Genomic DNA, 26,176 nt, shown 5'->3' with positions numbered 1-26,176 from the left:
TTCGGCCTTAGAACTCTTTGCGGAATTGGATGAAGCCCGAGCGCTCGGCAACCTGTTGGTACAGGCTGATGGCGGTGGCGTTGGTCTCATGGGTCACCCAGTACACCTTGATGCAGTTGTCGGTCTTGGCTTGGGCGTAGACGTGCTCGATCAGCTGGCGGCCGATGCCCAGGCAGCGCTGCCCGCTTTCCACGTACAGGTCCTGCAGGTAGCAGGCGTTGCCAATGCTCCAGTTGGAACGATGGTAGATGAAGTTGACCATGCCCACCGCCTTGCCATCGACCCAGGCCAAGGCTGAATGGGTCGGTTCGTTTGGGTCGAGCAGGCGTTGCCAGGTGCTGAGGCTGACCTCATCGGCCAATTCGGATTTATAGAAGTGCAAGTAGGCCTGCCACAGGGCGAGCCAGGCAGCATGGTCTTGGGTGGTGACAGGACGCAGGGTAACGCTGGACATGGGCTATTCCTTCAGAGTTGGCGCATATGCGCCGCGAGTTGGTTATCCAGGTAATCGGGGCTGGCGCTAAGGCCTTCACGCACGCCGGCAATGTCTTGCTCAGAGCGGTTTTGGCTTAGCTTGCGCGCGCCTTGCAGGCGGGTGATGGGCAAGCGAACACCGACGATGGCGCGGAGCATGCCATCGAGGTAATCACGCGGGGCGTCGGTTACTTTCCACGGTTCGTCGCGGCCTTGTTCGTGGCGCTCGGTCAGTCGGCTGACAATGGCCAGCAAGGTTTCGGCTTCGTGGATCACTTCGGCTGGGCCATAGGCGTGCACCGCCAGGTAGTTCCAGGTTGGCACCACCTTGGGGTTGTCGGTCTTGCTCGGGTAGTAACCGGGGCTGACATAGGCATCGGCGCCGGGGAACACCAGCAGGGCTTCGCCACCTTGCCTCAGGTCGTGCCATTGGGGGTTGGCCCGCGCCAGGTGGGCATAGACGGTGCCGAATTCGCCTTCGGCAATATCGACCAGCACTGGCAGGTGCGTGGCCAGCAGGCCTTGTTCGCCCTGGCTGACCAGGATGGCCAGGCGGGTGTCGAGCATGTGCTGGTGCAGGCGCCCGAGGTCGTGTTCCTGATGGGGTTTGCTGTTGTACATGCTCGGTTTCCTTGTGCGATGGCTCCATCCTAGGCAGGCTATTGGTTCATAGTAAGAGCCATTAACAGCTGTTTTTATAGGTCCAATGCCATGAGCGAGCGCCCCCTCGTGTTGCCTTTCGACCCTGCCGGGATCGACCTCGATCGCCGCCGCGGGCTCAGCCAGCAGCTGTACCAGGCGCTACGTGCGCGGGTGCTGGACGGGCGCCTGAGCAGTGGCACGCGGCTACCGGCCACTCGTGATCTGGCCGCCATGCTGGCGCTGTCACGCAATAGTGTGGTGCGGGCCTATGACCAGCTATATGCCGAGGGCTACATCGAAAGCCGGGTAGGCGACGGCACCTATGTCAGCCAGTTACCGAAGCTCTCCACTGCAAAACTATCCACACAAGTATCCACAGGGTTATCCCGTGGGTTATCAACAGACTTATCCACATCTCCCTCAGAAAATACTGAGGATTTATCCAGCAAGCGTCGTTCCAGCGAGCCTTTGCAGCGCCTGAAAAGTAACCATCTGCCGCCCCCAAGAAGCGGTGCACCGCGTGCTTTTCGCGTCGGTATTCCGGCGTTCGACCTGTTCCCGTTCGACGTCTGGGCCAAGCTGCAGGCGGGTTTCTGGCGCAACCCGGCTCCGGCGCAGTTGGGTTATGGTGACCCGGCAGGCGAGCCGCTGCTGCGCGAACTGATCGCGGCCTACCTGCGTCGCTCGCGTGGGCTGAGTTGTACTGCTGAACAAATTGTGATCACCAGTGGTGCGCAGCAGGCCATCAGCCTTTGTGCACAGTTGCTATTGCAGCCCGGCGACGGTGTGGCTGTGGAAAACCCGGGTTACCGCGCAGCCGGGCATGCCTTTGCGCTGGCCGGTGGCAGGCTGTGTGGCGTGCCGGTGGACGAGGACGGCATGGACTGTCGCCGGCTCGGGCAACTGACGGATTGCCGGCTGGCCTATGTCACGCCAGCCCACCAGTACCCGACCGGGGTGACCATGAGCCTGGCGCGACGCCTGGAGCTGCTGGCATGGGCCGAGCGCAGCGAAGGCTGGATCATCGAAGACGACTACGACGGCGAGTACCGGTACAGCGGTGCGCCCTTGGCCCCGCTAGCGGCGCTCGACCGGCACGGGCGGGTGCTGTACGTCGGTACCTTCGGCAAGATCGCCTTTCCTGCGTTGCGCCTGGGCTATCTGGTACTGCCACCACAACTGGCGCAGCCGTTCAGCCAGGGCAGGGCGCTGGCGGTGCGGCATTCGGAGGTCAGTAGCCAGTGCGTGATGGCAGAGTTCATGGCACGGGGGCACTTCCAGCGGCATATTCGGCGCATGCGCAAGGCGGCGTTGAGCCGGCGCAATGTGCTGAAGGCTGGCTGGCCCGTGGATATTCCGGGTTTGAGCGGCATGCCGGAGGTGGCGGCCGGGCTGCATGTGAAGGTCGATGTGGATAACTTTGCGCGGGAGCAGGAGTTGGTGGCCAAGGCTGAAGCGGTGGGGGTGGAGGTGACGCCGCTGAGCAATTTCTGGCTGGCTGACAGCGAGGTGCCTGTGGATAAAAGGGCAGGGCTGGTGCTGGGGTTTGCAGCGGTGCCGGAGGGGGAGATTGCCGAGGCTTTGATGCGCTTGCGCAAGGCCTGGAGGAAGTGAATAGGGCCGCTAGTCGGCCCAATCGCCGGCAAGCCAGCTCCCACAGGTAGTGGAGATCCTGTGGGAGCTGGCTTGCCGGCGATTGGGCTGCAAAGCAGCCCCGGCTCTAAATCAGGTACCGGACTTGATCCGTGTCCAGGCCCTGGTCCGAGCTCGCTCGGCATCCCGCGCCAAGGGCTTGAGGGTATACAGCTTGGCCATCGCCTCCGCTGTCGGATACAGGTTGGGGTTGTTGCGAATCGCCGGGTCGACCTTGTCGGTCGCATCCTTGTTCGGGTTCGGGTACCCGACAAAGTCGCTGATAGGCGCAATCACCTCAGGCCGCAGTAAGTAGTTGATGAACGCGTGGGCATCTTCCGGGTTGGTCGCGTTCTTCGGAATCGCCAGCATGTCGAACCAGATCGGTGCACCTTCCTTGGGCAGGCGCATGTCCACCACAACGCCATTCTTCGCCTCGCGGGCGCGGTTGGCTGCCTGAGAGAAGCTGCCGCTGTAGCCCACTGCCACGCAGATATCGCCGTTGGCGATGTCAGCCATGTACTTCGAGGAATGGAAGTAGGTGATGTGCGGGCGGATCTTCAGCATCAGCGCTTCGGCTTTCTTGTAATCAGCCGGTTTGTCGCTGTTCGGTGGCAGGCCCAGGTACTGCAGGGCCAGCGGCATGATCTCCGACGGCGAGTCGAGCAGGGCCACGCCGCATTGCTTGAGCTTGGCGATGTTCTCTTCCTTGAAGATCAGGTCCCAACTGTCCACCGGGGCGTTCTCGCCGAGCGCAGCCTTGACCTTGGCCGGGTTGAAGCCGATCAGCACTGTGCCGTACATGTAGGGTACGGCAAATTTGTTGCCGGGGTCGTTGGCTTCGATCAGCTTCATCAGCGCCGGGTCCAGGTGCTGCCAGTTCGGCAGCTTGCTGCGGTCCAGCGGCTGGAACACACCCGCTTCGATCTGCTTGGCGAGGAACACGTTGGATGGCACTACCACGTCATATCCTGAGTTGCCGGTCAGCAGTTTCGCTTCCAGCGCCTCGTTGGTGTCGAAGATGTCGTAGACCAGCTTCACTCCGCTGTCTTTCTGGAACTCGGTGAGAGTTTGCGGAGTGATGTAGTCGAACCAGTTGAACACCCGCAGGGTGCGCTGTTCGGTCTGGGCCTGCAGGGCACCGGTGAACAGGGTAGCGGCGATGAACGGGGCGAGCAGACGCTTGAGTCGAACCATTATCGGGCTCCTGGCTGGGCCTGCTGGAAGCCTTCCAGCACATTGACCGCGTTGATACCGATTTCTTCCACAGCGTAGCCGCCTTCCATCACGAACAGGGTCGGCTTGCCGAGCTGGGCGATGCGCTTGCCCATTTCCAGGTAGTCCGGGCTGTCCAGCTTGAACTGCGAGATCGGGTCGTCCTTGAAGGTATCCACGCCCAGCGAGATCACCAGCACGTCAGCGTCATAGGCGGCGATGCGCTGGCAGGCGTCCTCCAGGGCGGCGTTCCAGGCGGCCCAGTCGCTGCCAGCCGGCAGTGGGTAGTTGATGTTGCAGCCTTCGCCGGCACCCTCGCCGGTTTCATCGGCATAGCCGAGGAAGAACGGGAACTCGTCGCGCGGGTCGCCATGGATCGAGGCGAAGAACACATCGTTGCGGCTGTAGAAGATGTCCTGGGTGCCGTTGCCGTGGTGATAGTCGACATCGAGGATTGCGACCTTGCGCCGGCCCTGGTCAAGGAAGGCCTGGGCGGCGATGGCGGCGTTGTTCAGGTAGCAATAGCCGCCCATGACTTCGCCAGCCGCATGGTGCCCTGGCGGGCGGCACAGGGCGAAGGCGGAATGGGCGCCTTGCTGGATCGCCGCCTGGGCGGTGAGGGCGACCTGGGCGGCGCTGTAGGCAGCCTGCCAGGTACCGGCGGTGATCGGTGCGCCGGCGTCGAAGCTGTAGTAGCCCAGTTCACCGTGCAGGCCGGTGGGTTTTATCTGGCGCAGGGTGCGTGCGGGCCAGGTGAATGGCAGCAGGTCGCCATCCTGACCCAGTGCGGCCCAGCGCGCCCAGGCACCTTCGAAGAAATTCAGGTAATCGGCACTGTGGATGCGCAGCAACGGTGCACGGCCATAGTCGGTGGGGCCCTGGATGTCGCCAAGGTTGCGTTTTTTCACTTGGTCGAGCACATGGTCGGCGCGTGACGGCATTTCGAAACAGGGCATCAGCTTGCCGTCGATCAGCTCGCAGCGGCCATGGTGCAGGCGGTGGTCATCGGAATAGATCGTCAGCATTGTTGTTCTCCGGTAGGTACTGGCGTGGGCCCATTTTCATGGGCGGGCCAGTGGTGGAGAACGACGCAAGTGGCCAAAAGGGGATCGATATGGCCAAGCTCTTTGGCCCACTTTTCCTGTACCGGCCTCTTCGCGGGCAAGCCCACGAAGAGGCCGGTACAGGTCAACCGCGGAAGTGACTGGGCGCGACGCCACTCCAACGCTGGAAGGCATGCCGAAAACTGGCGGTCTCGCTGAACCCCAGGCACTCGGCAATCCGATAGATCGGCATCTGCTCATCAGCCAGCAACTGCTTGGCCCGCTCGAACCTCAGTTCATCCAGCAGCTGTTGATAACTGCTGCCCAACGCCTGCAAATGCCGGCGCAGGGTGCGCGATGAGCAGTTCATCTGCCGCGCCAGCCCTTCCAGCCCGGGCGCTGCATCCAGTTGCTGCGCCAGCAGTTGGCGAATCCGCCCCAGCCAGGCCTGGCGGCCGGTGAATTCCAGGTTCAGGCGTCGGCAGCGTTCGCTCATGGCCTTGTGGGTAATCGGGTCGGCCAGCGGCAGTGGCGTGTCCAGCCAGCGCCGTTCGAAGGCAAAGGCATTGTCCTCGTCGTCGAAACCTACCGGGCACTGGAATGCCCCGGCATAGAGAGCATGGTAACCGGGCCGTGGGTGTTCAAAACGAGCACCCAGCAGGGGCAGCGGGCGGCCGAGCAGGTCGTCGCAGATGACCTTCAGCGACACCAGGCAGAACTCTGCATTGAAGGCGGTCAGCGCCGGGCTGTCGTGGTAGTCGCTGGCGCTGAGCCAGATGCGCTGGCCGTCGTCGAGCAAACGCAGTTTGAAGACTGTTCCCAGCAGTGCCGGATACTGCAGCGCCAAGCGCAAGGCGTCACCCAAAGTGGCACTGGAGAGCAGGGCGTAACCGAGCATGCCGTAGCACGACACATGCATGCGCTGGCCCAGCTCCAGGCCTATATCTTCGCGTCGGGCAACGGCGTTGGCGCACACCTGCAGTTCCTGCTGGGTGGTGATACGCGCATCGGCATGGCCCAGGTCTGCCGGGCCGATGCCGCTGCCGGCCAGCAGCGCCGACGCCTCGCAACCGTCTGCCTGGAAGACGTTGAGGATCAGCGAAACCGCGTTGAGGGTGGTCAGGTGGCTGTGCAGCATGCTGGGTAATCCCGTTGGCCTGGGACGCATTATGGAGCAAGTTGTGTGCCGATGTTCGGGGGGCTGCAAAGCAGCCCCCAAATCCTTCAGGCAAAAAAAAGGCCCGAAGCATAGGCTCGGGCCTTGGAAAGGTTGAGAGGTGTCTAGTCCCTCGACCTGGTGAGACTGTTTACAGCGGCCTGGTTACGCCTTCAGCGGAACCAGACGGGGAGCGATCATGTTTTCCGGACGCAGGATGTCGTCGAGCATCGCGTCGTCCAGCAGCTTCTCTTCACGCACCAGTTCCAGTACGCCGCGGCCGGTTTCCAGGGCAACGCGGGCGATACGGGTGGCGTTTTCGTAGCCGATGTACGGGTTCAGTGCGGTGACCAGGCCGATCGAGTGCTCGACCAGTTCACGGCAGCGCTGTTCGTTGGCGGTGATACCGACGATGCAGTGCTCGCGCAGCATGTCCATGGCACGTTGCAGCAGGCGGATCGAGTCGAAGATCTTGTAGGCGATCAGCGGCTCCATCACGTTCAGCTGCAGCTGGCCACCTTCGGCGGCGACGGTCAGGGCCAGGTCGTTGCCCATGATGGCGAAGGCCACCTGGTTGACGGCTTCCGGGATAACCGGGTTGACCTTGCCTGGCATGATCGAACTGCCTGGCTGACGCGCTGGCAGGTTGATTTCGTTGATGCCGGTGCGTGGGCCGCTAGACAGCAGGCGCAGGTCGTTGCAAATCTTCGACAGCTTGACTGCAGTACGCTTGAGCATGCCGGAGAACAGTACGAAGGCGCCCATGTCGGAGGTGGCTTCGATCAGGTCGGCAGCCGGTACCAGCGGTTGGCCGCTGATGGCAGCCAGGCGCTGTACGGCCAGGGCCTGGTAGCCAGGGTCGGCGTTGATGCCGGTACCGATGGCGGTACCGCCCAGGTTGATTTCGGTCAGCAGTTCCGGGGCCAGCGAGCGCAGGCGCTGCAGGTCTTCGGTCATGGTGGTGGCGAAGGCACGGAATTCCTGGCCCAGGGTCATCGGTACGGCGTCCTGCAGCTGGGTACGGCCCATCTTCAGTACGTGGTCGAACTCTTTACCCTTGGCAGCGAAGGCCTGGATAAGGCTGTCGAGGCTGGCCAGCAGCGCGTCGTGGCCCAGCAGCAGGCCCAGGCGGATAGCCGTCGGGTAGGCGTCGTTGGTCGACTGCGCCATGTTCACGTCGTTGTTCGGGTGCAGGTACTGGTACTCACCCTTCTGGTGGCCCATGGCCTCCAGCGCAACGTTGGCGATCACTTCGTTGGCGTTCATGTTGGTAGAAGTACCAGCACCGCCCTGGATCATGTCCACCACGAACTGGTCGTGGTAATCGCCTTTGATCAGGCGGGCGCAGGCTGCGGTGATGGCAGCGTGCTTGGCATCGCTCAGGTGGCCCAGCTCACGGTTGGCGTCAGCAGCAGCCTGCTTGACCATGGCCAGGGCCACGACCAGCTTCGGATAGTGCGACAGCGGAACACCGGAGAGGTGGAAGTTGTTGGCAGCGCGCAGGGTCTGGATGCCGTAGTAGGCATCTGCAGGAACTTCAAGGGTACCCAACAAATCTTTTTCGACGCGGAACGATGCAGCGGAGGACATGATGTATATCATCTCGATTTTGACCCGGCACATGCCGGAATGGCGCCAATCCTAGGCCTGAAGGTGATTTTGCGGCCAATGCTGTTGCACGCTAACCTATGCACAAACGGCATAGTGTTTCATGTGACGCCAATTGATGTTCGAGCGTGTTCCATTTTGGTGCACGCCAGGAGATGTGCTTCGTGAACCTTGAAAGCAAATGGCTGGAAGACTTCAGCGCGCTGGCTGCGACCCGCAGTTTTTCCCAGGCTGCAGAGCGGCGTTTCGTTACCCAACCTGCCTTCAGCCGGCGTATACGCAGTCTGGAAGCAGCTTTGGGCCTGCAATTGGTGAATCGTTCCCGCACGCCGATCGAACTGACCGAGGCCGGGCAGCTGTTTCTCGTCACCGCGCGTACTGTTGTCGACCAATTGAGCGAAATTCTCCGCCATTTGCATCACCTGGAGGGCGGGCAGGGTGAAGTGGTACAGGTGGCCGCTGCACACTCGCTGGCGTCGGGCTTTTTCCCGCGTTGGGTGGCCCAGTTGCGCAACGATGGTTTGAACATCGCCACCCGCCTGGTTGCGACCAACGTCGGAGATGCCGTGCATGCATTGCGTGAAGGTGGCTGCGACCTGATGCTGGCCTTCTATGACCCGGATGCCGCCTTGCAGATGGATGCCGAAATCTTCCCGTCGCTGCACATGGGCACCACTGAAATGTTGCCGGTGTGCGCCGTGGATGCCGACGGCAAGCCGTTGTTCGACCTGGAAGGCGAGGGCAGTGTGCCGCTGCTGGCGTATACCGCCGGCGCTTTCCTCGGTCGGTCGGTCAATTTGCTGCTGCGCCAGCGAAACCTGCGCTATACCACCGTCTACGAAACCGCCATGGCCGACAGCCTCAAGAGCATGGCGTTGGAGGGCATGGGCATCGCCTGGGTGCCGCGCCTGTCGATGCGTGGCGAACTGGAGCGGGGCGAACTGGCGATCTGCGGCGGCAGCCAGTGGCATGTGCCACTGGAAATTCGTCTGTACCGCTGCGCACTGGTGCGCAAGGCCAACGTCCGCTTGTTGTGGCGCAAGCTTGAGTCGTCAGGCGCACAAGGTGAGGCTTCAGTTTGAGTTGTATTTCAAGTAGTCCGCGATATTCGCGCGATTCTTGTCGCTGTAGCGGTAGCAATTGGATCGGGCCGGTACACGGGGGTGGGTGTACGTTTCACACACCCAGCCATTGAATTTCAGTTCGGCATCTTCGTGCGTGGCGCCTAGCAAATGACCGATTTCATGGGCTGGAGCACCGTATGCACCTGCCGACGCAATAGCCGTGTTTTGCTTCTGATAGGCAAGGCCGGCGTTATAGTTCAGACCGCTGTGATCATAGCTGTTGCGCGTCAGCAGCAGCTGTTTATCCATAAAGGAAAAGGATGGGTGGCGCTGTTGTTCATGCAGTTGCCGGGTGAAGGCCTCGAGTAGTTGAGCGGACGGCATTCCTGCATAAGCAATATCGGTAATGTGTTCTACCTCGCGTTGAAATATGACCTCGATGGACTGTTGGCTGAAACTGCGCATCTCGTCCAGCCAATGCTGAAAGAAGTCCTTGTTCAATTGTTCATTGCTCATGTCGGCAAGGTCGTCGTGAACATAGACGGTGACGGTAAGCGAGCGGGCAGCAGTAGCAGCTGGCAGTTGCAAGCTGAGCACCAGGCCACACGAAAGCGCGAAGAGGCGTGAAACACTCATATGTACGTACCTGAGTTTTCGAGATCGGGGATACAAGCGTCTGGTATTCGTCGACCCAGAGGCGGCAGGAAAAAGTTGTCCTGCGAGACAGCTTGCCCTTTGATCCGACATGTGCTTGCGGGGGTGGGCGCAGGGCCTTGAAATACGCTACAATCCCGCGCCTTCGGCCGACCTGGTCGATTTAGAATCCGTATGACAAGCCACGCCGGCCCACCTGCGTGGCTTGTTGCTTTTAGCGCGCCAGAAGGCGCTTGCAGGAGAGGCTCGACGATGAGTGCACTGGTTGGCGTGATCATGGGCTCCAAGTCCGATTGGTCCACCCTTAGCCACACCGCCGATATGCTGGAAAAACTCGGCATTCCCTACGAGGTGAAGGTGGTTTCCGCCCACCGTACCCCGGATCTGCTGTTCCAGTATGCCGAGGAGGCTGAGGGTCGTGGCATCGAGGTGATCATCGCCGGTGCCGGTGGCGCTGCCCACCTGCCAGGCATGTGCGCCGCCAAGACCCACCTGCCGGTGCTGGGTGTGCCCGTACAATCGTCAATGCTGTCGGGTGTCGATTCGCTGCTGTCGATCGTGCAGATGCCAGCCGGCGTGCCGGTTGCCACCCTGGCCATCGGTCGTGCCGGTGCGGTCAACGCCGCGCTGCTGTCGGCCAGCATCCTCGGTGCCAAGTACCCGCAGTACCACGCGGCGCTCAAGCAGTTCCGCACGGAACAGACCGACACCGTGCTGGACAACCCAGACCCGCGCCAGGCTTGAGGCTCAACCCATGAAGATCGGTGTAATCGGTGGCGGCCAGCTGGGCCGCATGCTGGCCCTGGCGGGTACCCCGCTGGGCATGAACTTCGCCTTCCTCGACCCGGCGCCGGACGCCTGTGCTGCGCCACTGGGCGAGCACCTGCGTGCCGACTACGGCGACCAGGACCACCTGCGCCAGCTGGCCGACGAAGTCGACCTGGTCACCTTCGAGTTCGAAAGCGTCCCGGCCGAGACCGTGGCCTTCCTCTCGCAGTTCGTGCCGGTGTACCCCAGCGCCGAAGCTCTGCGCATCGCCCGTGACCGCCTGTTCGAGAAGAGCATGTTCCGCGACCTGGGTATCCCTACCCCGGCCTTCGCCGACATCCTCTCGCAGGCCGACCTGGACGCCGCGGTGGCCAGCATCGGCCTGCCGGCCGTGCTGAAAACCCGCACCCTGGGTTACGACGGCAAGGGCCAGAAGGTGCTGCGCACGCCTGAGGACGTGGTCGGTACCTTTGCCGAGCTGGGCAGCGTACCTTGCCTGCTGGAAGGCTTTGTGCCGTTCACCGGCGAAGTGTCGCTGGTGGCCGTGCGTGCCCGTGATGGCGAAACCCGCTTCTACCCTCTGGTGCACAACACCCACGAAAGCGGCATCCTGCGCCTGTCGGTCGCCAGCCAGGCGCACCCGCTACAGGCCCTGGCCGAAGACTACGTGGGCCGCGTGCTCAAGCAACTGGACTATGTGGGCGTGATGGCCTTCGAGTTCTTCGAAGTCGGCGGCGGCCTGAAGGCCAACGAAATCGCCCCGCGCGTGCACAACTCCGGGCACTGGACCATCGAAGGCGCCGAGTGCAGCCAGTTCGAGAACCATCTGCGTGCCGTCGCCGGCCTGCCGCTGGGCTCGACCGCCAAGGTCGGCGAGAGCGCGATGCTCAATTTCATCGGTGAAGTGCCGGCGGTGGAAAAGGTCGTCGCCATCGGTGACTGCCACCTGCATCACTACGGCAAGGCGTTCAAGGCCGGTCGCAAGGTTGGCCACGCCACCCTGCGCTGCCACGACATGGCCACCCTCGAGCGCAAGATTGCCGAAGTAGAAGCCCTGATCGGCAACTGATCGAACTTCTACCAGCGGCTTGCCCTCTGAAATGGCAACGAGCCAAAGCGCTGTCTAGGCTTTGGCTTGTTCCATCTTCACTGCAGAGGGATTGCCATGGGTATCATTGGAACCATCTTCATCGGCCTCATCGTTGGCCTGCTGGCCCGCTTCATCAAGCCGGGCGACGACAGCATGGGCTGGATCATGACCATCCTGCTGGGGGTTGCCGGCTCCCTGCTGGCCACCTACGGCGGTCAGGCGCTGGGCATCTATCAGGCCGGGCAGGCTGCGGGATTCCTTGGCGCGCTGGTCGGTGCCGTGATCCTTCTGGTGATTTACGGATTCATCAAGAAGCGCTGATTAGTGGTTAGAATGCCCGGCAATTCACTGGAGTTGCCGAGCATTTTCATGCGTGCCTTTTTCCTCGTCTCACTGTTGTTGGCCAGCACCCTGGCCCATGCCGAACTGCCTGAAACCGACTGGCTGGAGCTGATGCCCGAGTCTGACCAGCAGGCGCTCGAGCAAATGCCCGAAATCGACCACAACTCGCCGGAAGCCATGGGTACCTTTACTGACAAGGGCGGCCTGAAGCAGAACAAGGGCCTGCCGGCGGTGATGTACTCGACCAAGACTGTGGCGGCCATGAATGGCAAGGATATTCGCCTTGGGGGCTACCCGGTACCGCTGGAGAGCGATGCCAAGGGCAACAGCACGCTGTTCTTCCTGGTGCCGTACCCAGGCGCGTGCATCCATGTGCCGCCGCCACCGCCGAACCAGCTGGTGCTGGTGCGCTACCCGAAGGGTCTGAAGATCGATGATATCTACACACCGCTGTGGGTCAGCGGCAAGCTGAAGGTGGAGAAGGTCAGCAATGACCTGGCCGATGCGGCCTATGCGCTGGATGCCGGGAAGGTGAGGGTGGTGGAGGACGCAGACCTCTGATTGCCTGCACCGGCGCTTTCGCAGGTTTACCCGCGAAGGGGCCCGAACAGGCACTGCAAGACTCAGATCATTTCACAGCCAATCCTGACCCCCAGCGAGCTGCTGCCCCCAGGCTTCAATTCCACCAGGTCATCCCACACATTCGCCGTCTCGATGCACAGCATCCGCTGCCACCCATCGTCGGCCATGTCCGGCAGTTCCCTGGCCCGTTCAGTCCAAGGGTTCCAGATCACCGCCGAGCGCGACCCACTGCTGGTCAAGGTAATGCGCCGCTCCCAGTGCGGGTCGACGATGCTCAGGGTTTGCGGGGTCGCCAGGTAGATCCGGTCAGTCTCCCCGGCAAACGCCAGCGGCCCCTTCTGCTGGCGCTGCTCCCAGTCCGCCAGGGTCTCGATATAGCTCAGCCCCTCCACCCCTTCGACCCGCGCCTGGCGCACGTCACTGACCGCGAAGTAGCTGTGCAGGGCCTGGCTGATGGTCACGGGGGTATTGCCCATGTTGCGGCTGGTCAGGTTCAGCTGCAGGTCCTCGCCCAGCTCCACTACCAGCTTCAGCTCGACGTCATGAGGCCAGCCAGGCAGGTCACCCTGCGCTTCCGGCAGTTCAAATTCGATGCGCAGGCCTTCGCCCGCTTCCTCGATACCCAGCAATTGCCAGTCGCGCGCGCGCGCCAGGCCGTGGGCGGGTGCCTGTTCGCCGTGGTACATGGCCTGCACGGCCTGGGGGTTGCGCTGCAGGTTGCCGAACCACGGCCAGCACACCGGCACACCGGCGCGTACCGACTTGCCCTTACGGAAGATGGCCTGGTCGCTCAGCCACAGCAGCGGTGGCTGGCCAACGCGCTGGTAGCTGAGGATCTGTGCGCCCTGCTGGGCGATCAGTAGTTCGGCGTGGTCGCTGCTGATACGCCAGCAGTTGAGTTCGCCATGTTGCTCGGTTACGACCTGGAAGGTAGCCATTGCATTTATCTCATTGATTGCCAGTGGGCCTTGGACCCGGGCACATGCAATGAGTTTACCGCCGGCGTGGCTCAGCGACGAGGTACGGAGCGGGTGCGGCCACTGCCGTCGATGGCGACGAAGACGAAGACTGCTTCGGTGACCTTGCGCCATTCGCTGGACAGCGGGTCGTCGCTCCACACTTCGACCATCATCTGGATCGAGCTGCGGCCGATTTCCAGGGTCTGGGTATAGAACGATAGCTGCGCGCCGACGGCGACCGGGACCAGAAAGGCCATGCGGTCGATGGCCACGGTGGCCACGCGGCCGCCGGCGACACGGCTGGCCATGGCGGTGCCGGCCAGGTCCATCTGGGCGACCAGCCAGCCGCCGAAGATGTCGCCAAACCCGTTGGTTTCGCGCGGGAGTGCGGTGATCTGCAAGGCCAGGTCGCCTTGCGGGATTGGATCTTCTTGTTCGAGCTCAATCATGCGATGGGGCCTCTGACCCGTGACGCTTTTCGTTGGTGTGGCGCAAAGGCCGGGTAAACGATTCAGCTTGAAACATACTACGCCGATTTCGTTTCACTGGGCGGCCGTAGGGAAACTCTGCGAAACCGCCTGACAGTAATGACCGGCGTTTTCGCACAACATCCCACGTTAGGAGCAACCTTTTCCTACGAAGTGCCAGTATATAGAGCATAACGGCCAGCGACGACCGCGCATTCATGAATATGTGTAGGGATTTTGTATCGCTTTCGGCGCAGCTCAGCAATTTGCTATCTTCGCCTGTCTTCCAATCCAGAAGCCGCATGCCAAGCGGCCTGCATGCCCACAAAGAGAACAATGAGCGATGACCTCCGTGCCGAGCAGTATCGAGCAGCCTTCGCGGCCGCTGACCCGCAGTGACTACAAGACCCTCTCACTGTCCGCCCTGGGCGGCGCGCTGGAGTTCTACGACTTCATCATTTTTGTGTTCTTCGCCACAGTGGTCGGCAAGCTGTTCTTCCCGGCTGACATGCCCGAATGGCTGCGCCTGATGCAAACCTTTGGCATTTTCGCCGCCGGCTACCTGGCGCGGCCGCTGGGCGGCATCATCATGGCCCATTTCGGCGACCTGCTAGGGCGCAAGAAGATGTTCACCCTCAGCATCTTCATGATGGCCCTGCCAACGCTGATCATGGGCCTGCTGCCCACTTATGCACAGATCGGCATGTGGGCGCCGATCCTGTTGCTGCTGATGCGCGTAATTCAGGGCGCGGCTATCGGCGGCGAGGTACCGGGCGCCTGGGTGTTCGTGTCCGAGCATGTGCCAGAGCGCAACACCGGCTACGCCTGCGGCACCCTCACTGCTGGCCTGACCGCAGGTATCCTGCTTGGCTCGCTGGTGGCGACCCTGATCAACACTGTGTACAGCGCACAGGAAGTGGCAGATTACGCCTGGCGTATCCCGTTCCTGCTCGGCGGTGTATTCGGCCTGTTCTCGGTGTACCTGCGCCGTTGGCTGCACGAAACCCCGGTGTTCGCCGAGATGCAGCAGCGCAAGGCGCTGGCCGAGGAGCTGCCGTTGCGCGCGGTGCTGCGTGACCATCGCGGTGCGATCATCCTGTCGATGCTGCTGACCTGGATGCTGTCGGCCGCCATCGTGGTGCTCATCCTGATGACTCCGGCGCTGCTGCAGAGCATCTACCACATCAGCCCCACCGACTCGCTCAAGGCCAACAGCCTGGCCATCGTGCTGCTCAGCTTCGGCTGCATCGGCGCTGGCAGCCTGGCCGATCGCTTCGGCGCGGGCCGGGTGTTCGTGATCGGCAGCCTGCTGCTGCTGGCGACCTCCTGGACCTTCTACCACAGCCTGCCGACCCGGCCCGAGCTGCTGTTCCCGCTGTATGCAGTGACCGGCCTGTGCGTGGGCGTGATTGGCGCGGTGCCTTATGTGATGGTCAAGGCGTTCCCGGCGGTGGTGCGCTTCAGCGGGCTGTCGTTCTCGTACAACGTGGCCTACGCGATCTTTGGCGGGCTGACACCGATGGTGGTGACTGCGCTGCTGAAAGTGAGCCCGATGGCGCCGGCCTACTATGTGGCGGGGCTGTGTGCCGTTGGTCTGGTCGTGGGTCTGTACCTGCTCGCCAACAAGCGCTGATCTACGCCAGGGCTACTGGCCTCTTCGCGGGCACGCCCGCTCCCACAAGGGTCACACAGCCCTGTCTGCGGGCGTGCCCGCGAAGAGGCCAGACCTGCTTTTGATGATGGCCTTTCATCCAATTGTCATATTCAAGTCATATCGTATTCATGCGGCCTACAGATACTTGGGCCCGTTCCATCCAACACCCCAATATTCCTGCTAGGAGCAAGGCATGAAACTGAAGCGTTTGATGGCGGCCCTCACCTTTGCCGCCGCTGGCGTTGCAACCGCCAACGCGGTAGCCGCTGTCGATCCTGCGATCCCGACCTACACCAAGACCACTGGTGTTTCGGGCAACCTCTCCAGCGTCGGTTCGGACACCCTCGCCAACCTGATGACTCTGTGGGCCGAGGCCTACAAGAAGGAATATCCGAACGTAAACATCCAGATCCAGGCTGCCGGCTCCTCCACCGCGCCACCCGCGCTGACCGAAGGCACCGCCAACCTCGGCCCGATGAGCCGCAAGATGAAGGACGTCGAGCTGCAGGCCTTCGAGCAGAAGTACGGCTACAAACCGACCGCCATCCCGGTCGCCGTAGACGCCCTGGCTGTGTTCGTGCACAAGGACAACCCGATCAAAGGCCTGACCATGGCCCAGGTCGACGCCATCTTCTCTTCCACCCGCCTGTGCGGTGGCAAAGCCGACGTCAAGACCTGGGGTGACCTGGGCGTGACCGGCGACCTGGCCAACAAGCCGGTGCAGCTGTTCGGCCGTAACTCGGTATCGGGCACCTACGGCTACTTCAAGGAAGAAGCCCTGTGCAAAGGCGACTTCAAGCCTAACGTCAACGAACAGCCTGGCTCGGCTTCGGTCGTGCAATCGATCAGCTCCTCGCTGAACGGCATCGGCTACTCGGGTATCGGCTACAAGACCGCCAGCGTCAAGACCGTGGCCCTGGCCAAGAAGGAAGGCGGTGAGTTCGTTGAGGACAATGAAGCCAACGCCCTGAACGGCACCTACCCGCTGTCGCGCTTCCTGTACGTCTACGTCAACAAGGCCCCGAACAAGCCTCTGGCCCCGCTGGAAGCCGAGTTCGTCAAGCTGGTGCTGTCGCAAGCTGGCCAGCAGGTCGTGGTGAAGGATGGCTACATCCCGCTGCCGGCCAAAGTCGTCGACAAGACCTTGGCTGACCTGGGCCTGTCCCACGCAGGTAACGTCGCAAAAAAGTAAGTAACTGAAGGGGAGGCCGGCGCTGATGCCCGGCCTCTTCCACGAAGCTCCAGTCCGAAGCCAGGTTTCCTGTGCGGCGGGCTTTCGTGCGTCACCACTTTGTAATGTTTTTGTCACACGGGACCGCTAGGGTGTGCGCATGAATGATCTGGCCAATTCCAACATGACCCAAAACTCCCAGCCCGTGCGGATTGATTTCAATACGCCGGAGTTGCAACGCAAGCGCCGCATGCGCGCGCTAAAGGACCGCCTGACCCGCTGGTATGTACTGGTAGGCGGGCTTGCCGTATTGGCGGCTATCACCCTGATCTTCTTCTATCTGGCCTATGTGGTGCTGCCGCTGTTCCAGGGGGCCGAGCTGACCAGCAAAAAAGCCCTGGAGCCGACCTGGCTGCAACAGGATGCCGGCAAGCCGCTGATGATCGCGCTTGAAGAGCAGAACCTGGTGGGCATGCGTGTTTCGGACAAGGGCCAGGCACTGTTCTTCGATACCAAGACCGGTAACGAGCTCAAGCGTGTCGACCTGCCACTGCCGGCAGGCACCCAGGTCACTTCGATCAGTGCCGACCAGCCGGGTAGCCCGCTGGTGGTGCTGGGCTTGTCCAATGGCCAGGCGCTGGTGTTTCACCACACCTACAAGATCACCTACCCGGACAACAAGAAAACCATCGCCCCCGGCATCGACTACCCGTACGGCGAGCAGCCGTTCGTGCTCGACGAGCAGGGGCGTGCGCTGGATCATGTCAGCGTAAACGTCAATGGCGACACCCTGCTGCTGGCTGCTTCCACCGGCGCGCACCTGCAGGTGGTCGAGTTGACCCGCACCGAGAACATGATGACCGAAGAGGTCACGACCGAGCAGAACCGCATCGAACTGCCGCAGATGACCGAAACGGTGAAGAACATCTTCATCGACCCGCGTCAGCAGTGGCTGTACGTGATCAACGGCCGTGCCACCGCGGACGTGTTCAACCTGCGCGACAAGAGCCTCAACGGCCGCTACAAACTGTCTGAAAGCGCCGACACCGAAATTACCGCCACCGCCCAGCTGGTCGGCGGCATCTCGCTGATCATCGGTGATTCCAAGGGCGGCCTGGCCCAGTGGTTCATGGCCCGTGACCCGGATGGTGAATCGCGCTTCAAGCTGATCCGCACTTTCCAGATGGGCAAGGCCGCAGTCGTGCAGATCGACGCCGAAGAGCGTCGCAAGGGCTTCGTGGCCCTCGACGCCGCAGGCGAGCTGGGCGTGTTCCACAGCACCGCGCACCGTACCCTGCTGGTCGAGCCGGCCGCCGAAGGCCCAGGCATCCTGGCCCTGTCGCCACGTGCCAACCGCATCATCATCGAGGAAGGTGGCAAGCTGCTGCCACTTAGCCTGCGCAACCCGCACCCGGAAATTTCCTTCAGCGCGCTGTGGGGCAAGGTGTGGTACGAGAACTACGACGAGCCGAAATACGTCTGGCAATCGACCGCTTCGAACACCGACTTCGAGCCCAAACTGAGCCTGTCGCCGCTAACCTTCGGTACCCTCAAGGCTGCGTTCTACGCCATGATCCTGGCGGCCCCGCTGGCGATTGCCGCGGCCATCTACACTGCCTACTTCATGGCCCCGGGCATGCGCCGCAAGGTCAAGCCGGTGATCGAACTGATGGAAGCGATGCCGACGGTGATCCTCGGCTTCTTCGCCGGCCTGTTCCTGGCCCCGTATCTGGAAGGCCACCTGCCGGGCGTGTTCAGCCTGTTCCTGCTGATGCCGCTCGGTATCCTGCTGGCCGGCTTCGCCTGGACCCGCCTGCCCGAGTCGATTCGCCTGCGTATCCCGGATGGCTGGGAAGCGGCGATCCTGATCCCGGTCATCCTGTTCACCGGGTGGTTCGCCCTGACCATGAGCCCGCACCTCGAGAACTGGTTCTTTGGCGGTGACATGCGCCTGTGGATCACCAACGACCTGGGGATAACCTACGACCAGCGCAATGCCCTGGTCGTGGGTATCGCCATGGGCTTCGCGGTCATCCCGAACATCTACTCCATCGCCGAAGACGCCGTGTTCAGTGTGCCGCGCAGCCTGACCCTGGGCTCCCTGGCGCTGGGTGCGACGCCCTGGCAGACCCTGACCCGCGTGGTCATCCTCACCGCCAGCCCAGGTATATTCTCGGCGCTGATGATCGGCATGGGCCGTGCGGTGGGCGAGACCATGATCGTGCTGATGGCCACCGGCAACACCCCGGTGATGGAGCTGAACCTGTTCGAGGGCATGCGCACCCTGGCCGCCAACGTGGCGGTGGAAATGCCGGAATCGGAAGTCGGCGGCAGCCACTACCGCGTGCTGTTCCTGGCCGCGCTGGTGCTGCTGATGTTCACCTTCATCATGAACACCTTGGCCGAGCTGATTCGCCAGCGTCTGCGCAAGAAATACTCGTCGCTTTGATAGAAAGGTAGCGATCCGTGAAAAAGGATTCCCTCAAAGGCTGGTTCAAGAGCGGCGCCCCAGGCGTCTGGATGAGCGGCGGCGCGGTGGCCATGGCAGTGATCATGACCGTTGGCCTGCTGGCGGTGATTGCCGTGCGCGGCCTGGGCCACTTCTGGCCGGCCGATCTTGTCCAGGCTACCTACAAGGTGCCGGGCCAGGCCGACCATGTCGTCATTGGCGAAGTGGTGCAAAAGGAAGAAGTACCCCGTGCCCGCCTGAAGGGCGCTGGCCTGCCAGTGCCTGACCAAGGCCCGGAGTTCATGACCCGTGAGCTGATCAAGGTGGGCAACCGCGACCTCAACGGCAGCGACTTCACCTGGGTGGTCGGCGACTGGCTGGTCGACGAAAGGCACCCGACCGACCTGGTCGCCCTGGAGCGCCGCGAGTGGGGCAACTTCTACGGTTACCTGGTCAGCGTCAAGGAAGAAGGCCGCGTGGTCGCCGAAGGCGCTGCGGCCTGGGCCGAGCTGCAGGCCCGCCTCAAGCGCGCCAACCAGCTCAACAGCGAACTGCAAAGCCTCGAAAAGAAAGACATCGGCGCCATCAACCATGGCCTCGAGCGCCTGCGTCTGCAAGCGCGCAAGCTGGAGCTGGACGGCAAGCTGGACGCCGCCGCCCAGGCCGATATGGACGCCGAGCGCGCCGAGCTGAACAGTCGCTACAAGGCTATCGAAGACCGCCTGGCCGGTCTGCACCAGGCCTTCGCCCGCGACAGCCTGGTGGCCCGTGATGGCAACGGCCGTGAAGTGGAAATCAACCTCAGCAAGGTGGTGCACGCCATCCAGCCTAACGCCATGTCGGGGTTCACCAAGCTGGGCACCTACTTTACCAAGGTCTGGGAGTTCCTCAGCGATGACCCGCGTGAAGCCAACACTGAGGGCGGTATCTTCCCGGCCATCTTCGGTACCGTGATGATGACCCTGATCATGGCCGTGATCGTCACCCCGTTCGGTGTGCTGGCTGCCGTGTACCTGCGCGAATACGCCAGACAGGGCCCGGTGACCCGCTTGATCCGCATCGCGGTGAACAACCTGGCGGGTGTGCCGGCGATCGTCTACGGCGTGTTCGGCTTGGGCTTCTTCGTCTACGTGCTGGGTGGCTCGATCGACCGCCTGTTCTTCCCCGAAGCACTGCCGGCGCCAACCCTGGGTACCCCAGGCCTGTTGTGGGCATCGCTGACCCTGGCGCTGCTGGCCGTGCCGGTGGTGATCGTGGCCACCGAGGAAGGCCTGGCGCGTATCCCGCGCACCGTGCGCGAAGGCTCGCTGGCCCTGGGCGCTACCAAGGCCGAAACCCTGTGGAAGATCGTCCTGCCGATGGCCAGCCCGGCGATGATGACCGGCATGATCCTCGCCGTGGCCCGCGCCGCCGGTGAAGTGGCGCCGCTGATGCTGGTGGGTGTGGTAAAGCTGGCTCCATCCCTGCCGGTGGACGGGAACTACCCGTACCTGCACCTGGACCAGAAGATCATGCACCTGGGCTTCCATATCTATGACGTCGGCTTCCAGAGCCCCAACGTAGAAGCCGCGCGGCCGCTGGTATACGCCACGGCGTTGCTGCTGGTGCTGGTGATCGCGGCCCTCAACCTCTCGGCCGTGTGGATCCGTAACCACCTGCGCGAGAAGTACAAGGCCCTCGACAGCTGATCCTGATTGCAAGCGTGCCGCCCGTTAAACGGGCGGCCCTTAGAAACGAATTGTTAGCGTATGGAGTTGACCATGCAGCAAGAATCCCATACCCACGGCATCGACATGTCTGCCCTGGGCCGCGACAAGCAGAGCCTGCGCCTGGCCGAAGAAACCGTAGCCATCGAAGTGCCGGGCCTGAGCCTGTTCTACGGTGACAAACAAGCGCTGTTCGATGTGCAGATGAACATTCCCAAGCAGCGCGTGACCGCCTTTATCGGCCCGTCCGGCTGCGGCAAGTCGACCCTGCTGCGCACCTTCAACCGCATGAACGATCTGGTTGATGGTTGCCGCGTGGAAGGCGCCATCAACCTGTATGGCAATAACATCTACCGCAAGGGCGAAGACGTGGCCGAGCTGCGCCGTCGTGTGGGCATGGTGTTCCAGAAGCCCAACCCGTTCCCAAAGACCATCTACGAAAACGTGGTCTACGGCCTGCGGATCCAGGGCATCAACAAGAAGCGCGTGCTGGACGAAGCGGTCGAATGGGCGCTGAAGGGCGCGGCACTGTGGGACGAGGTCAAGGACCGCCTGCACGATTCGGCACTGGGCCTGTCCGGTGGCCAGCAGCAGCGTCTGGTCATCGCCCGCACCATCGCCGTGGAGCCGGAAGTGCTGCTGCTCGACGAACCGTGCTCGGCACTGGACCCGATCTCGACCCTGAAAGTCGAGGAACTGATCTACGAATTGAAATCCAAGTACACCATCGTCATCGTGACCCACAACATGCAGCAGGCGGCCCGTGTTTCGGACTACACCGCGTTCATGTACATGGGCAAACTGGTCGAATTCGGGGATACCGACACCCTGTTCACCAACCCGGCGAAGAAACAGACCGAAGATTACATCACCGGTCGCTACGGCTAAGCCTGGCCAGCCAGGGCACGACACGAACTACTTGAAGCTTGCAGCTTCTTCGCGGAGCGAACGATGATCAACAAAGAAAGCCTTACGCATCACATTTCCCAGCAGTTCAACGCCGAGCTCGAAGAGGTGCGTAGCCACCTGCTGGCCATGGGCGGCCTGGTCGAAAAACAGGTCAACGACGCAGTCACTGCGCTGATCGAAGCCGACTCGGGCCTGGCCCAGCAAGTGCGCGAAGTCGACGAGCAGATCAACCAGATGGAGCGCAACATCGACGAGGAGTGCCTGCGCATCCTCGCCCGTCGTCAGCCGGCGGCCTCCGACCTGCGTCTGATCATCAGCATCTCCAAGTCGGTGATTGACCTGGAGCGCATCGGTGACGAGTCGACCAAGATCGCCCGCCGCGCCATCCAGCTGTGCGAGGAAGGCGAGTCACCGCGCGGCTATGTCGAGGTGCGCCACATCGGCGACCAGGTACGCAACATGGTCCGTGACGCGCTGGACGCCTTTGCCCGCTTCGACGCCGACCTGGCACTGTCGGTGGCCCAGTACGACAAGACCATCGACCGCGAATACAAGACCGCCCTGCGTGAGCTGGTGACCTACATGATGGAAGACCCGCGCTCGATCTCGCGAGTACTGAGCGTGATCTGGGTCCTGCGTTCGCTGGAGCGTATCGGCGACCATGCGCGCAATATCTCCGAGCTGGTGATCTATCTGGTGCGCGGCACCGACGTGCGTCACATGGGCCTCAAGCGCATGACGGCAGAAGTGCAAGGCACTGCTGTTTCCGACGGCGAAAACGCTAATGTTCCGGCTGAACCTGACGATAAGTAAGGTTGCTCCCGAGCATCGACGCCCGGCCTTGGCCGGGCGTTTTCGTTTGCGGTCGAGGAGCCGGCAGGCACCCGCGAACGATGTGAAGAAGTCCCGGCGTGACCAGGTTGTAGCAAGTGGCCATTATTCGGCGGTAGGCTAGTCGGGATTCAGAAGGAGTATCGATGAGTAAAGTGAATGTGCTGGTCGTGGATGACGCCCCGTTTATCCGTGATCTGGTCCGCAAATGCCTGCGCAATGCCTTCCCGGGCATGTCCATCGACGACGCCGTCAACGGTCGCAAGGCAATGGCCATGCTGGGCAAGGAAGCGTTCGACCTGGTTCTGTGCGACTGGGAAATGCCGGAAATGTCCGGCCTGGAACTGCTCACCTGGTGCCGCCAGCAGCCTGAGTTGAAGAACCTGCAATTCATCATGGTGACCAGCCGTGGCGACAAGGAAAACGTCATCCAGGCGATTCAGGCGGGCGTTTCCGATTTTGTCGGCAAGCCGTTCACCAACGAGCAGTTGCTGACCAAGGTGAAAAAGGCCCTGACCAAGATCGGCAAGCTCGACAGCCTGATGTCCAGCGGCCCGGCACGGGTCAACTCGGCATTCGCCAATGACTCGCTGAATGCGCTGACAGCCGGCAAGCCTGAAGCGGTGAAGGTCGCGGCGCCAGCTCCGGTACCCGCAACCGCACCCGCCAGGCCAGTGGCCAATGCCCCCCGGCCCGCCGCTCCTGCGCCGACCGGCCGTGGCCAGGGCCAGTTGCGCCTGGCCGGCGGCATGCAGCCGTGCGTGATCAAGGCGCTGAGCCTGAAAGAGGCGCTGCTGGTGGTGCGCCGTGGCGAAGCGCTGCCACAGGTGCTGGAAGGCGCGGTGCTGGACCTGGAGCAGGGCGAGAACGCCGAAATCGCGCGCCTGAACGGCTACCTGCATGCCGTCGCGGCACTTGAGCCCAAGCCCGACAGCGATTGGTTGCAACTGACCTTCAAGTTCGTCGATCAGGATGCCCAGAAGCTCGACTACCTGTCGCGGCTGATTGCCCGCGGGACGGCGCAGAAGCACTTTACCCCTGGTGCCTGATCCCAGTCTCACACCGCATTTTTTGTGGGAGCAGCCTTGTGCTGCGAATGGGCTGCGGAGCAGCCCCCAGGCATGAATGCCGCCGCAAGCATTGCCGGGGCTGCTTTGCAGCCCATTCGCAGCACAAGGCTGCTCCTACAAAAAACTGCGCACCCCAGGGCCATCCGACCAACTGTCATACCCGCCGCAAAACCCCCTGCTAGGCTTCGACAAATCATAACTGTCAAAAAGCCACTATCATGCCCGCCCGCCTGCTGCTGTTCTGTGCATTGCTCATGGCCTCGGCGTCGAGCCTGGGCATGACTATTTACGAGATCACCGATGATGGCCGTGTGACCTCCTATTCCGACCGGCCCGGCCCCGGTGCCAAAACCTTTGTGCGGCGCGTACCTATGGTCGAGGTGCCCGAAGGCCAGGTTCTGCTGAACGCGATAACCTTCAACGGCGGCGTGAGCTTTTCGGCCCGCAACCAGCTACACGTGCCAGTGGAGGTGGAGTTGCGCCTGGACAACCTGGTGAACGCACAAGGTGGCAATGCCCCGCGTACCGTGCGCCGGGTACTGCCGCCGCGCACCACGCAAATGCTCAGCGTGCTCAGGGGGCGCCCCGGGATGCTGCTGAACTACCGCTCGACCCTGCTACAGGCCATGGGCGACCCGGGCAAGCGGCCCCAGGGCTTCCGCTATGCATTCCCCTGGATTGGCGGGCCGTTCCGCGTGACCCAGGGCCCCAATGGCCGGGTCAGTCATTTTGGGCCCAAGGGGCGTTACGCCATGGACATCGCCATGCCCGAAGGCACCACCATCATCGCGGCGCGGGAAGGGGTGGTGGTGAAGACGGAGAACAGCCAGAGCGGGCGCGGCCCCAACCCCTCGGGCAATTTCGTCAGGATCCTGCACCCGGACGGTACCATGGGTGTGTACCTGCACCTGATGCGCGGTTCGGTGGTGGTGGCAGAGGGGCAACGGGTGCGGCAGGGGCAGATGTTGGCCAAGTCGGGCAATACCGGCAACAGCACCGGGCCGCACCTGCATTTCGTAGTACAGCGCAATGTGGGGTTGGCGCTGGAGTCGATACCTTATCGGTTCGACAGGCCGATTGGTGGGTTGCCTGACTTTACCGCGGGTAACCCCTGAGATTTTTGGGGCTGCTTTGCAGCCCCCTGGCCCTCAATCCAGCTTGAGCACCTTGGCCAGCACGATCTTCGGCCCTTTCATCTTCTTGATGATGATGCGCAGCCCTTCGACCTCCAGCACTTCCTCTTCTTCAGGCACGCGCTTGAGTGTCTCGTAGACCAGCCCCGCGAGGGTTTCCGCCTCGATATGGTCAAGGTCGACGCCCAGCAGGCGCTCGACCTTGAACAGCGGCGTGTCGCCACGCACCAGCAGCTTGCCCGGCTGGTAGGCGAGGATGCCGCGCTCGGTCTTGCGGTGCTCGTCCTGGATGTCACCTACCAGCACTTCCAGCACATCTTCCATGGTCAGGTAGCCAATCACCTTGCCATCGGCTTCCTCCACCAGCACGAAGTGCGCGCCGCCCTTGCGGAACTGCTCCAGCAATTGCGCCAGGGGCATGTGCCGCGACACGCGCTCCAGCGGCCTGGCCAGGTCGTCGAGGTCGATGGTTTCGGGCAGGTGCTCGAGTTCGGCCAGTTCCAGCAGCAGGTCCTTGATATGCAGCAGGCCGGTGAACTCCTCACGCTCGGCGTCGTACACCGGGTAGCGGCTGAACTTGTGGCGGCGCACCAGCGCCAGGATCTGCTTCAACGGCGCATGGGCGTCGATGCTGACCATGTCCTCGCGCGAGTTGGCCCAGTCGACCACCTCCAGCTCGCCCATTTCCACGGCCGAGGCCAGCACGCGCATGCCCTGGTCGCTCGGGTCCTGGCCACGGCTGGAGTGCAGGATCAGCTTGAGTTCTTCACGGCTGTAGTGGTGCTCGTGATGCGGGCCGGGCTCGCCCTGGCCAGCAATGCGCAGGATGGTGTTGGCGCTGGCATTGAGCAGGTAGATGGCCGGGTACATCACCCAGTAGAACAGGTACAGCGGCACGGCGGTCCACAGCGACAGCAGTTCTGGCTTGCGGATGGCCCAGGACTTGGGCGCCAGCTCACCGACCACGATGTGCAGGTACGAAATGACGAAGAAGGCGACGAAGAACGAGATCGCTTTGATCAGCTCGGGCGTGTCCACGCCAAGGTATGCCAGCAGCGGCTCGAGCAGGTGGGCGAACGCCGGTTCACCGACCCAGCCCAGGCCCAGCGAGGCGAGGGTGATCCCCAGCTGGCAGGCCGACAGGTAGGCGTCGAGCTGGTTGTGTACTTTGCGCAGGATGCTGCCACGCCAGCCATGCAACTCGGCGATGGACTCGACGCGGGTAGCGCGCAGCTTGACCATGGCGAACTCGGCGGCAACGAAGAAGCCGTTGAGCAGCACCAGGAGCAAGGCAAAGATGATCATGCCGAAATCGGCGAATAACGAGGTGAGGCTGATACCAGGGGAAGGGTCCATGATGGAGTTTTTACGGGGTCCGTCTTCGAGATAGAGAGAAAAAAAGTGCCAGCTCTTGCTGGCACAGGGGGTCCAATGTAGCGGCTGGGACCGTAAAAGCAAAGGGCGATGGATTCTTTGGGGGCGCTTTGCGCCCCATCGCGACACAAGGCCGCTCCGCGATCCCGTGTAGGAGCGGCCTTGTGTCGCGATGGGCTGCAA

24 protein-coding genes are annotated in these 26,176 nt (G+C 62.4%); 14 read left to right on the top strand and 10 right to left on the bottom strand.

The window, feature by feature from the left end:
- Nucleotides 1–7 precede the first annotated feature (7 nt).
- Complete coding sequence (locus tag GEV38_RS27025) at nucleotides 8–454, bottom strand: GNAT family N-acetyltransferase (protein ID WP_015272362.1); 447 nt, start codon at nucleotides 452–454, stop codon at nucleotides 8–10.
- 11 nt (nucleotides 455–465) lie between these two features.
- Nucleotides 466–1,095: an FMN-binding negative transcriptional regulator gene (locus GEV38_RS27020; protein ID WP_015272361.1), complete on the bottom strand. Its 630-nt coding sequence runs from the start codon at nucleotides 1,093–1,095 to the stop codon at nucleotides 466–468.
- Between the two features lie 90 nt (nucleotides 1,096–1,185).
- Here GEV38_RS27020 and GEV38_RS27015 point away from each other — a divergent pair, with 90 nt between their 5' ends.
- On the top strand, nucleotides 1,186–2,730 hold the full coding sequence (locus tag GEV38_RS27015) for a PLP-dependent aminotransferase family protein (RefSeq protein ID WP_043936034.1): 1,545 nt from the start codon (nucleotides 1,186–1,188) through the stop codon (nucleotides 2,728–2,730).
- Nucleotides 2,731–2,841: 111 nt separating this feature from the next.
- On the opposite strand, the gene GEV38_RS27010 is transcribed toward GEV38_RS27015, so the two are convergent.
- From GEV38_RS27010 to aspA, 4 genes are all read right to left on the bottom strand, one after another.
- On the bottom strand, nucleotides 2,842–3,945 hold the full coding sequence (locus GEV38_RS27010; protein ID WP_015272359.1) for a polyamine ABC transporter substrate-binding protein: 1,104 nt from the start codon (nucleotides 3,943–3,945) through the stop codon (nucleotides 2,842–2,844).
- The gene (locus tag GEV38_RS27005) at nucleotides 3,945–4,988 is read right to left on the bottom strand and encodes a histone deacetylase family protein (protein ID WP_015272358.1); all 1,044 of its coding nucleotides are present in this window, start codon (nucleotides 4,986–4,988) and stop codon (nucleotides 3,945–3,947) included. Before GEV38_RS27005 ends, GEV38_RS27010 begins: the two co-directional genes overlap by 1 nt.
- Nucleotides 4,989–5,151: 163 nt before the next feature.
- Nucleotides 5,152–6,144, bottom strand: coding sequence for an AraC family transcriptional regulator (locus tag GEV38_RS27000; protein WP_015272357.1), 993 nt, complete (start codon nucleotides 6,142–6,144; stop codon nucleotides 5,152–5,154).
- Between the two features lie 183 nt (nucleotides 6,145–6,327).
- Nucleotides 6,328–7,752, bottom strand: a complete 1,425-nt coding sequence (gene aspA, locus GEV38_RS26995) for an aspartate ammonia-lyase (protein WP_003260072.1) — start codon at nucleotides 7,750–7,752, stop codon at nucleotides 6,328–6,330.
- A 182-nt stretch (nucleotides 7,753–7,934) separates the two neighbouring features.
- Here aspA and GEV38_RS26990 point away from each other — a divergent pair, with 182 nt between their 5' ends.
- Nucleotides 7,935–8,852 carry a LysR substrate-binding domain-containing protein gene (locus GEV38_RS26990; RefSeq protein ID WP_013974829.1) on the top strand — a complete coding sequence of 306 codons (918 nt, stop codon included), beginning with the start codon at nucleotides 7,935–7,937 and terminating at the stop codon, nucleotides 8,850–8,852.
- On the opposite strand, the gene GEV38_RS26985 is transcribed toward GEV38_RS26990, so the two are convergent.
- On the bottom strand, nucleotides 8,844–9,470 hold the full coding sequence (locus GEV38_RS26985; RefSeq protein ID WP_015272356.1) for a hypothetical protein: 627 nt from the start codon (nucleotides 9,468–9,470) through the stop codon (nucleotides 8,844–8,846). The genes GEV38_RS26990 and GEV38_RS26985 overlap by 9 nt on opposite strands.
- Nucleotides 9,471–9,740: 270 nt before the next feature.
- On the opposite strand from GEV38_RS26985, the gene purE reads away from it, so the two are divergent.
- The 4 genes from purE (at nucleotide 9,741) to GEV38_RS26965 (ending at nucleotide 12,249) form a co-directional block, all read left to right on the top strand.
- Nucleotides 9,741–10,232, top strand: coding sequence for a 5-(carboxyamino)imidazole ribonucleotide mutase (gene purE, locus GEV38_RS26980; RefSeq protein ID WP_003253304.1), 492 nt, complete (start codon nucleotides 9,741–9,743; stop codon nucleotides 10,230–10,232).
- 10 nt (nucleotides 10,233–10,242) lie between these two features.
- Entirely contained in the window at nucleotides 10,243–11,325 is a 1,083-nt protein-coding gene (locus GEV38_RS26975; protein WP_015272355.1) for a 5-(carboxyamino)imidazole ribonucleotide synthase, read from the top strand.
- Between the two features lie 96 nt (nucleotides 11,326–11,421).
- Nucleotides 11,422–11,667: a GlsB/YeaQ/YmgE family stress response membrane protein gene (locus tag GEV38_RS26970; protein ID WP_015272354.1), complete on the top strand. Its 246-nt coding sequence runs from the start codon at nucleotides 11,422–11,424 to the stop codon at nucleotides 11,665–11,667.
- A 48-nt stretch (nucleotides 11,668–11,715) separates the two neighbouring features.
- Complete coding sequence (locus tag GEV38_RS26965; RefSeq protein WP_015272353.1) at nucleotides 11,716–12,249, top strand: DUF3299 domain-containing protein; 534 nt, start codon at nucleotides 11,716–11,718, stop codon at nucleotides 12,247–12,249.
- A gap of 62 nt (nucleotides 12,250–12,311) precedes the next feature.
- On the opposite strand, the gene GEV38_RS26960 is transcribed toward GEV38_RS26965, so the two are convergent.
- Nucleotides 12,312–13,208, bottom strand: coding sequence for a D-hexose-6-phosphate mutarotase (locus tag GEV38_RS26960; RefSeq protein WP_061304780.1), 897 nt, complete (start codon nucleotides 13,206–13,208; stop codon nucleotides 12,312–12,314).
- Between the two features lie 71 nt (nucleotides 13,209–13,279).
- On the bottom strand, nucleotides 13,280–13,678 hold the full coding sequence (locus GEV38_RS26955; protein ID WP_003253317.1) for an acyl-CoA thioesterase: 399 nt from the start codon (nucleotides 13,676–13,678) through the stop codon (nucleotides 13,280–13,282).
- A gap of 361 nt (nucleotides 13,679–14,039) precedes the next feature.
- Between GEV38_RS26955 and GEV38_RS26950 the strand changes: the two genes are divergently transcribed.
- The 8 genes from GEV38_RS26950 (at nucleotide 14,040) to GEV38_RS26915 (ending at nucleotide 24,601) form a co-directional block, all read left to right on the top strand.
- The gene (locus GEV38_RS26950; protein ID WP_015272351.1) at nucleotides 14,040–15,329 is read left to right on the top strand and encodes an MFS transporter; all 1,290 of its coding nucleotides are present in this window, start codon (nucleotides 14,040–14,042) and stop codon (nucleotides 15,327–15,329) included.
- A gap of 214 nt (nucleotides 15,330–15,543) precedes the next feature.
- On the top strand, nucleotides 15,544–16,542 hold the full coding sequence (locus GEV38_RS26945; RefSeq protein ID WP_013974822.1) for a phosphate ABC transporter substrate-binding protein PstS: 999 nt from the start codon (nucleotides 15,544–15,546) through the stop codon (nucleotides 16,540–16,542).
- A gap of 139 nt (nucleotides 16,543–16,681) precedes the next feature.
- Nucleotides 16,682–18,970, top strand: coding sequence for an ABC transporter permease subunit (locus GEV38_RS26940; RefSeq protein WP_015272350.1), 2,289 nt, complete (start codon nucleotides 16,682–16,684; stop codon nucleotides 18,968–18,970).
- 71 nt (nucleotides 18,971–19,041) lie between these two features.
- The gene (pstA, locus tag GEV38_RS26935; protein ID WP_170976287.1) at nucleotides 19,042–20,658 is read left to right on the top strand and encodes a phosphate ABC transporter permease PstA; all 1,617 of its coding nucleotides are present in this window, start codon (nucleotides 19,042–19,044) and stop codon (nucleotides 20,656–20,658) included.
- Between the two features lie 72 nt (nucleotides 20,659–20,730).
- Nucleotides 20,731–21,564 carry a phosphate ABC transporter ATP-binding protein PstB gene (gene pstB, locus GEV38_RS26930; protein ID WP_003258171.1) on the top strand — a complete coding sequence of 278 codons (834 nt, stop codon included), beginning with the start codon at nucleotides 20,731–20,733 and terminating at the stop codon, nucleotides 21,562–21,564.
- Between the two features lie 63 nt (nucleotides 21,565–21,627).
- Nucleotides 21,628–22,398 carry a phosphate signaling complex protein PhoU gene (gene phoU / locus GEV38_RS26925; RefSeq protein WP_013974818.1) on the top strand — a complete coding sequence of 257 codons (771 nt, stop codon included), beginning with the start codon at nucleotides 21,628–21,630 and terminating at the stop codon, nucleotides 22,396–22,398.
- Between the two features lie 164 nt (nucleotides 22,399–22,562).
- The gene (locus GEV38_RS26920; RefSeq protein WP_054572029.1) at nucleotides 22,563–23,465 is read left to right on the top strand and encodes a response regulator; all 903 of its coding nucleotides are present in this window, start codon (nucleotides 22,563–22,565) and stop codon (nucleotides 23,463–23,465) included.
- A 239-nt stretch (nucleotides 23,466–23,704) separates the two neighbouring features.
- Nucleotides 23,705–24,601 (top strand): M23 family metallopeptidase, encoded by an 897-nt coding sequence (locus GEV38_RS26915; protein ID WP_013974816.1) that lies wholly within the window; start codon nucleotides 23,705–23,707, stop codon nucleotides 24,599–24,601.
- A gap of 33 nt (nucleotides 24,602–24,634) precedes the next feature.
- Here GEV38_RS26915 and GEV38_RS26910 read toward each other — a convergent pair whose 3' ends face one another.
- A complete protein-coding gene (locus tag GEV38_RS26910) occupies nucleotides 24,635–25,975 on the bottom strand; it encodes a hemolysin family protein (protein ID WP_013974815.1) in 1,341 nt (446 codons plus the stop codon).
- Nucleotides 25,976–26,176 lie beyond the last annotated feature (201 nt).

The organism is Pseudomonas sp. 13159349 (genome assembly GCF_013305685.1).
GTDB lineage: Bacteria > Pseudomonadota > Gammaproteobacteria > Pseudomonadales > Pseudomonadaceae > Aquipseudomonas > Aquipseudomonas asiatica.
This window is presented reverse-complemented; position numbering and strand designations above follow the sequence as displayed.

What these genes read in the sequence shown, in the direction of transcription:
- GEV38_RS27025 (WP_015272362.1), bottom strand. Translation starts at nt 454, where the DNA reads ATGTCCAGCGTTACCCTGCGTCCTGTCACCACCCAAGACCATGCTGCC.
- GEV38_RS27020 (WP_015272361.1), bottom strand. Translation starts at nt 1,095, where the DNA reads ATGTACAACAGCAAACCCCATCAGGAACACGACCTCGGGCGCCTGCAC.
- GEV38_RS27015 (WP_043936034.1), top strand. Translation starts at nt 1,186, where the DNA reads ATGAGCGAGCGCCCCCTCGTGTTGCCTTTCGACCCTGCCGGGATCGAC.
- GEV38_RS27010 (WP_015272359.1), bottom strand. Translation starts at nt 3,945, where the DNA reads ATGGTTCGACTCAAGCGTCTGCTCGCCCCGTTCATCGCCGCTACCCTG.
- GEV38_RS27005 (WP_015272358.1), bottom strand. Translation starts at nt 4,988, where the DNA reads ATGCTGACGATCTATTCCGATGACCACCGCCTGCACCATGGCCGCTGC.
- GEV38_RS27000 (WP_015272357.1), bottom strand. Translation starts at nt 6,144, where the DNA reads ATGCTGCACAGCCACCTGACCACCCTCAACGCGGTTTCGCTGATCCTC.
- aspA (WP_003260072.1), bottom strand. Translation starts at nt 7,752, where the DNA reads ATGTCCTCCGCTGCATCGTTCCGCGTCGAAAAAGATTTGTTGGGTACC.
- GEV38_RS26985 (WP_015272356.1), bottom strand. Translation starts at nt 9,470, where the DNA reads ATGAGTGTTTCACGCCTCTTCGCGCTTTCGTGTGGCCTGGTGCTCAGC.
- purE (WP_003253304.1), top strand. Translation starts at nt 9,741, where the DNA reads ATGAGTGCACTGGTTGGCGTGATCATGGGCTCCAAGTCCGATTGGTCC.
- GEV38_RS26975 (WP_015272355.1), top strand. Translation starts at nt 10,243, where the DNA reads ATGAAGATCGGTGTAATCGGTGGCGGCCAGCTGGGCCGCATGCTGGCC.
- GEV38_RS26970 (WP_015272354.1), top strand. Translation starts at nt 11,422, where the DNA reads ATGGGTATCATTGGAACCATCTTCATCGGCCTCATCGTTGGCCTGCTG.
- GEV38_RS26965 (WP_015272353.1), top strand. Translation starts at nt 11,716, where the DNA reads ATGCGTGCCTTTTTCCTCGTCTCACTGTTGTTGGCCAGCACCCTGGCC.
- GEV38_RS26960 (WP_061304780.1), bottom strand. Translation starts at nt 13,208, where the DNA reads ATGGCTACCTTCCAGGTCGTAACCGAGCAACATGGCGAACTCAACTGC.
- GEV38_RS26955 (WP_003253317.1), bottom strand. Translation starts at nt 13,678, where the DNA reads ATGATTGAGCTCGAACAAGAAGATCCAATCCCGCAAGGCGACCTGGCC.
- GEV38_RS26950 (WP_015272351.1), top strand. Translation starts at nt 14,040, where the DNA reads ATGACCTCCGTGCCGAGCAGTATCGAGCAGCCTTCGCGGCCGCTGACC.
- GEV38_RS26945 (WP_013974822.1), top strand. Translation starts at nt 15,544, where the DNA reads ATGAAACTGAAGCGTTTGATGGCGGCCCTCACCTTTGCCGCCGCTGGC.
- GEV38_RS26940 (WP_015272350.1), top strand. Translation starts at nt 16,682, where the DNA reads ATGAATGATCTGGCCAATTCCAACATGACCCAAAACTCCCAGCCCGTG.
- pstA (WP_170976287.1), top strand. Translation starts at nt 19,042, where the DNA reads ATGAGCGGCGGCGCGGTGGCCATGGCAGTGATCATGACCGTTGGCCTG.
- pstB (WP_003258171.1), top strand. Translation starts at nt 20,731, where the DNA reads ATGCAGCAAGAATCCCATACCCACGGCATCGACATGTCTGCCCTGGGC.
- phoU (WP_013974818.1), top strand. Translation starts at nt 21,628, where the DNA reads ATGATCAACAAAGAAAGCCTTACGCATCACATTTCCCAGCAGTTCAAC.
- GEV38_RS26920 (WP_054572029.1), top strand. Translation starts at nt 22,563, where the DNA reads ATGAGTAAAGTGAATGTGCTGGTCGTGGATGACGCCCCGTTTATCCGT.
- GEV38_RS26915 (WP_013974816.1), top strand. Translation starts at nt 23,705, where the DNA reads ATGCCCGCCCGCCTGCTGCTGTTCTGTGCATTGCTCATGGCCTCGGCG.
- GEV38_RS26910 (WP_013974815.1), bottom strand. Translation starts at nt 25,975, where the DNA reads ATGGACCCTTCCCCTGGTATCAGCCTCACCTCGTTATTCGCCGATTTC.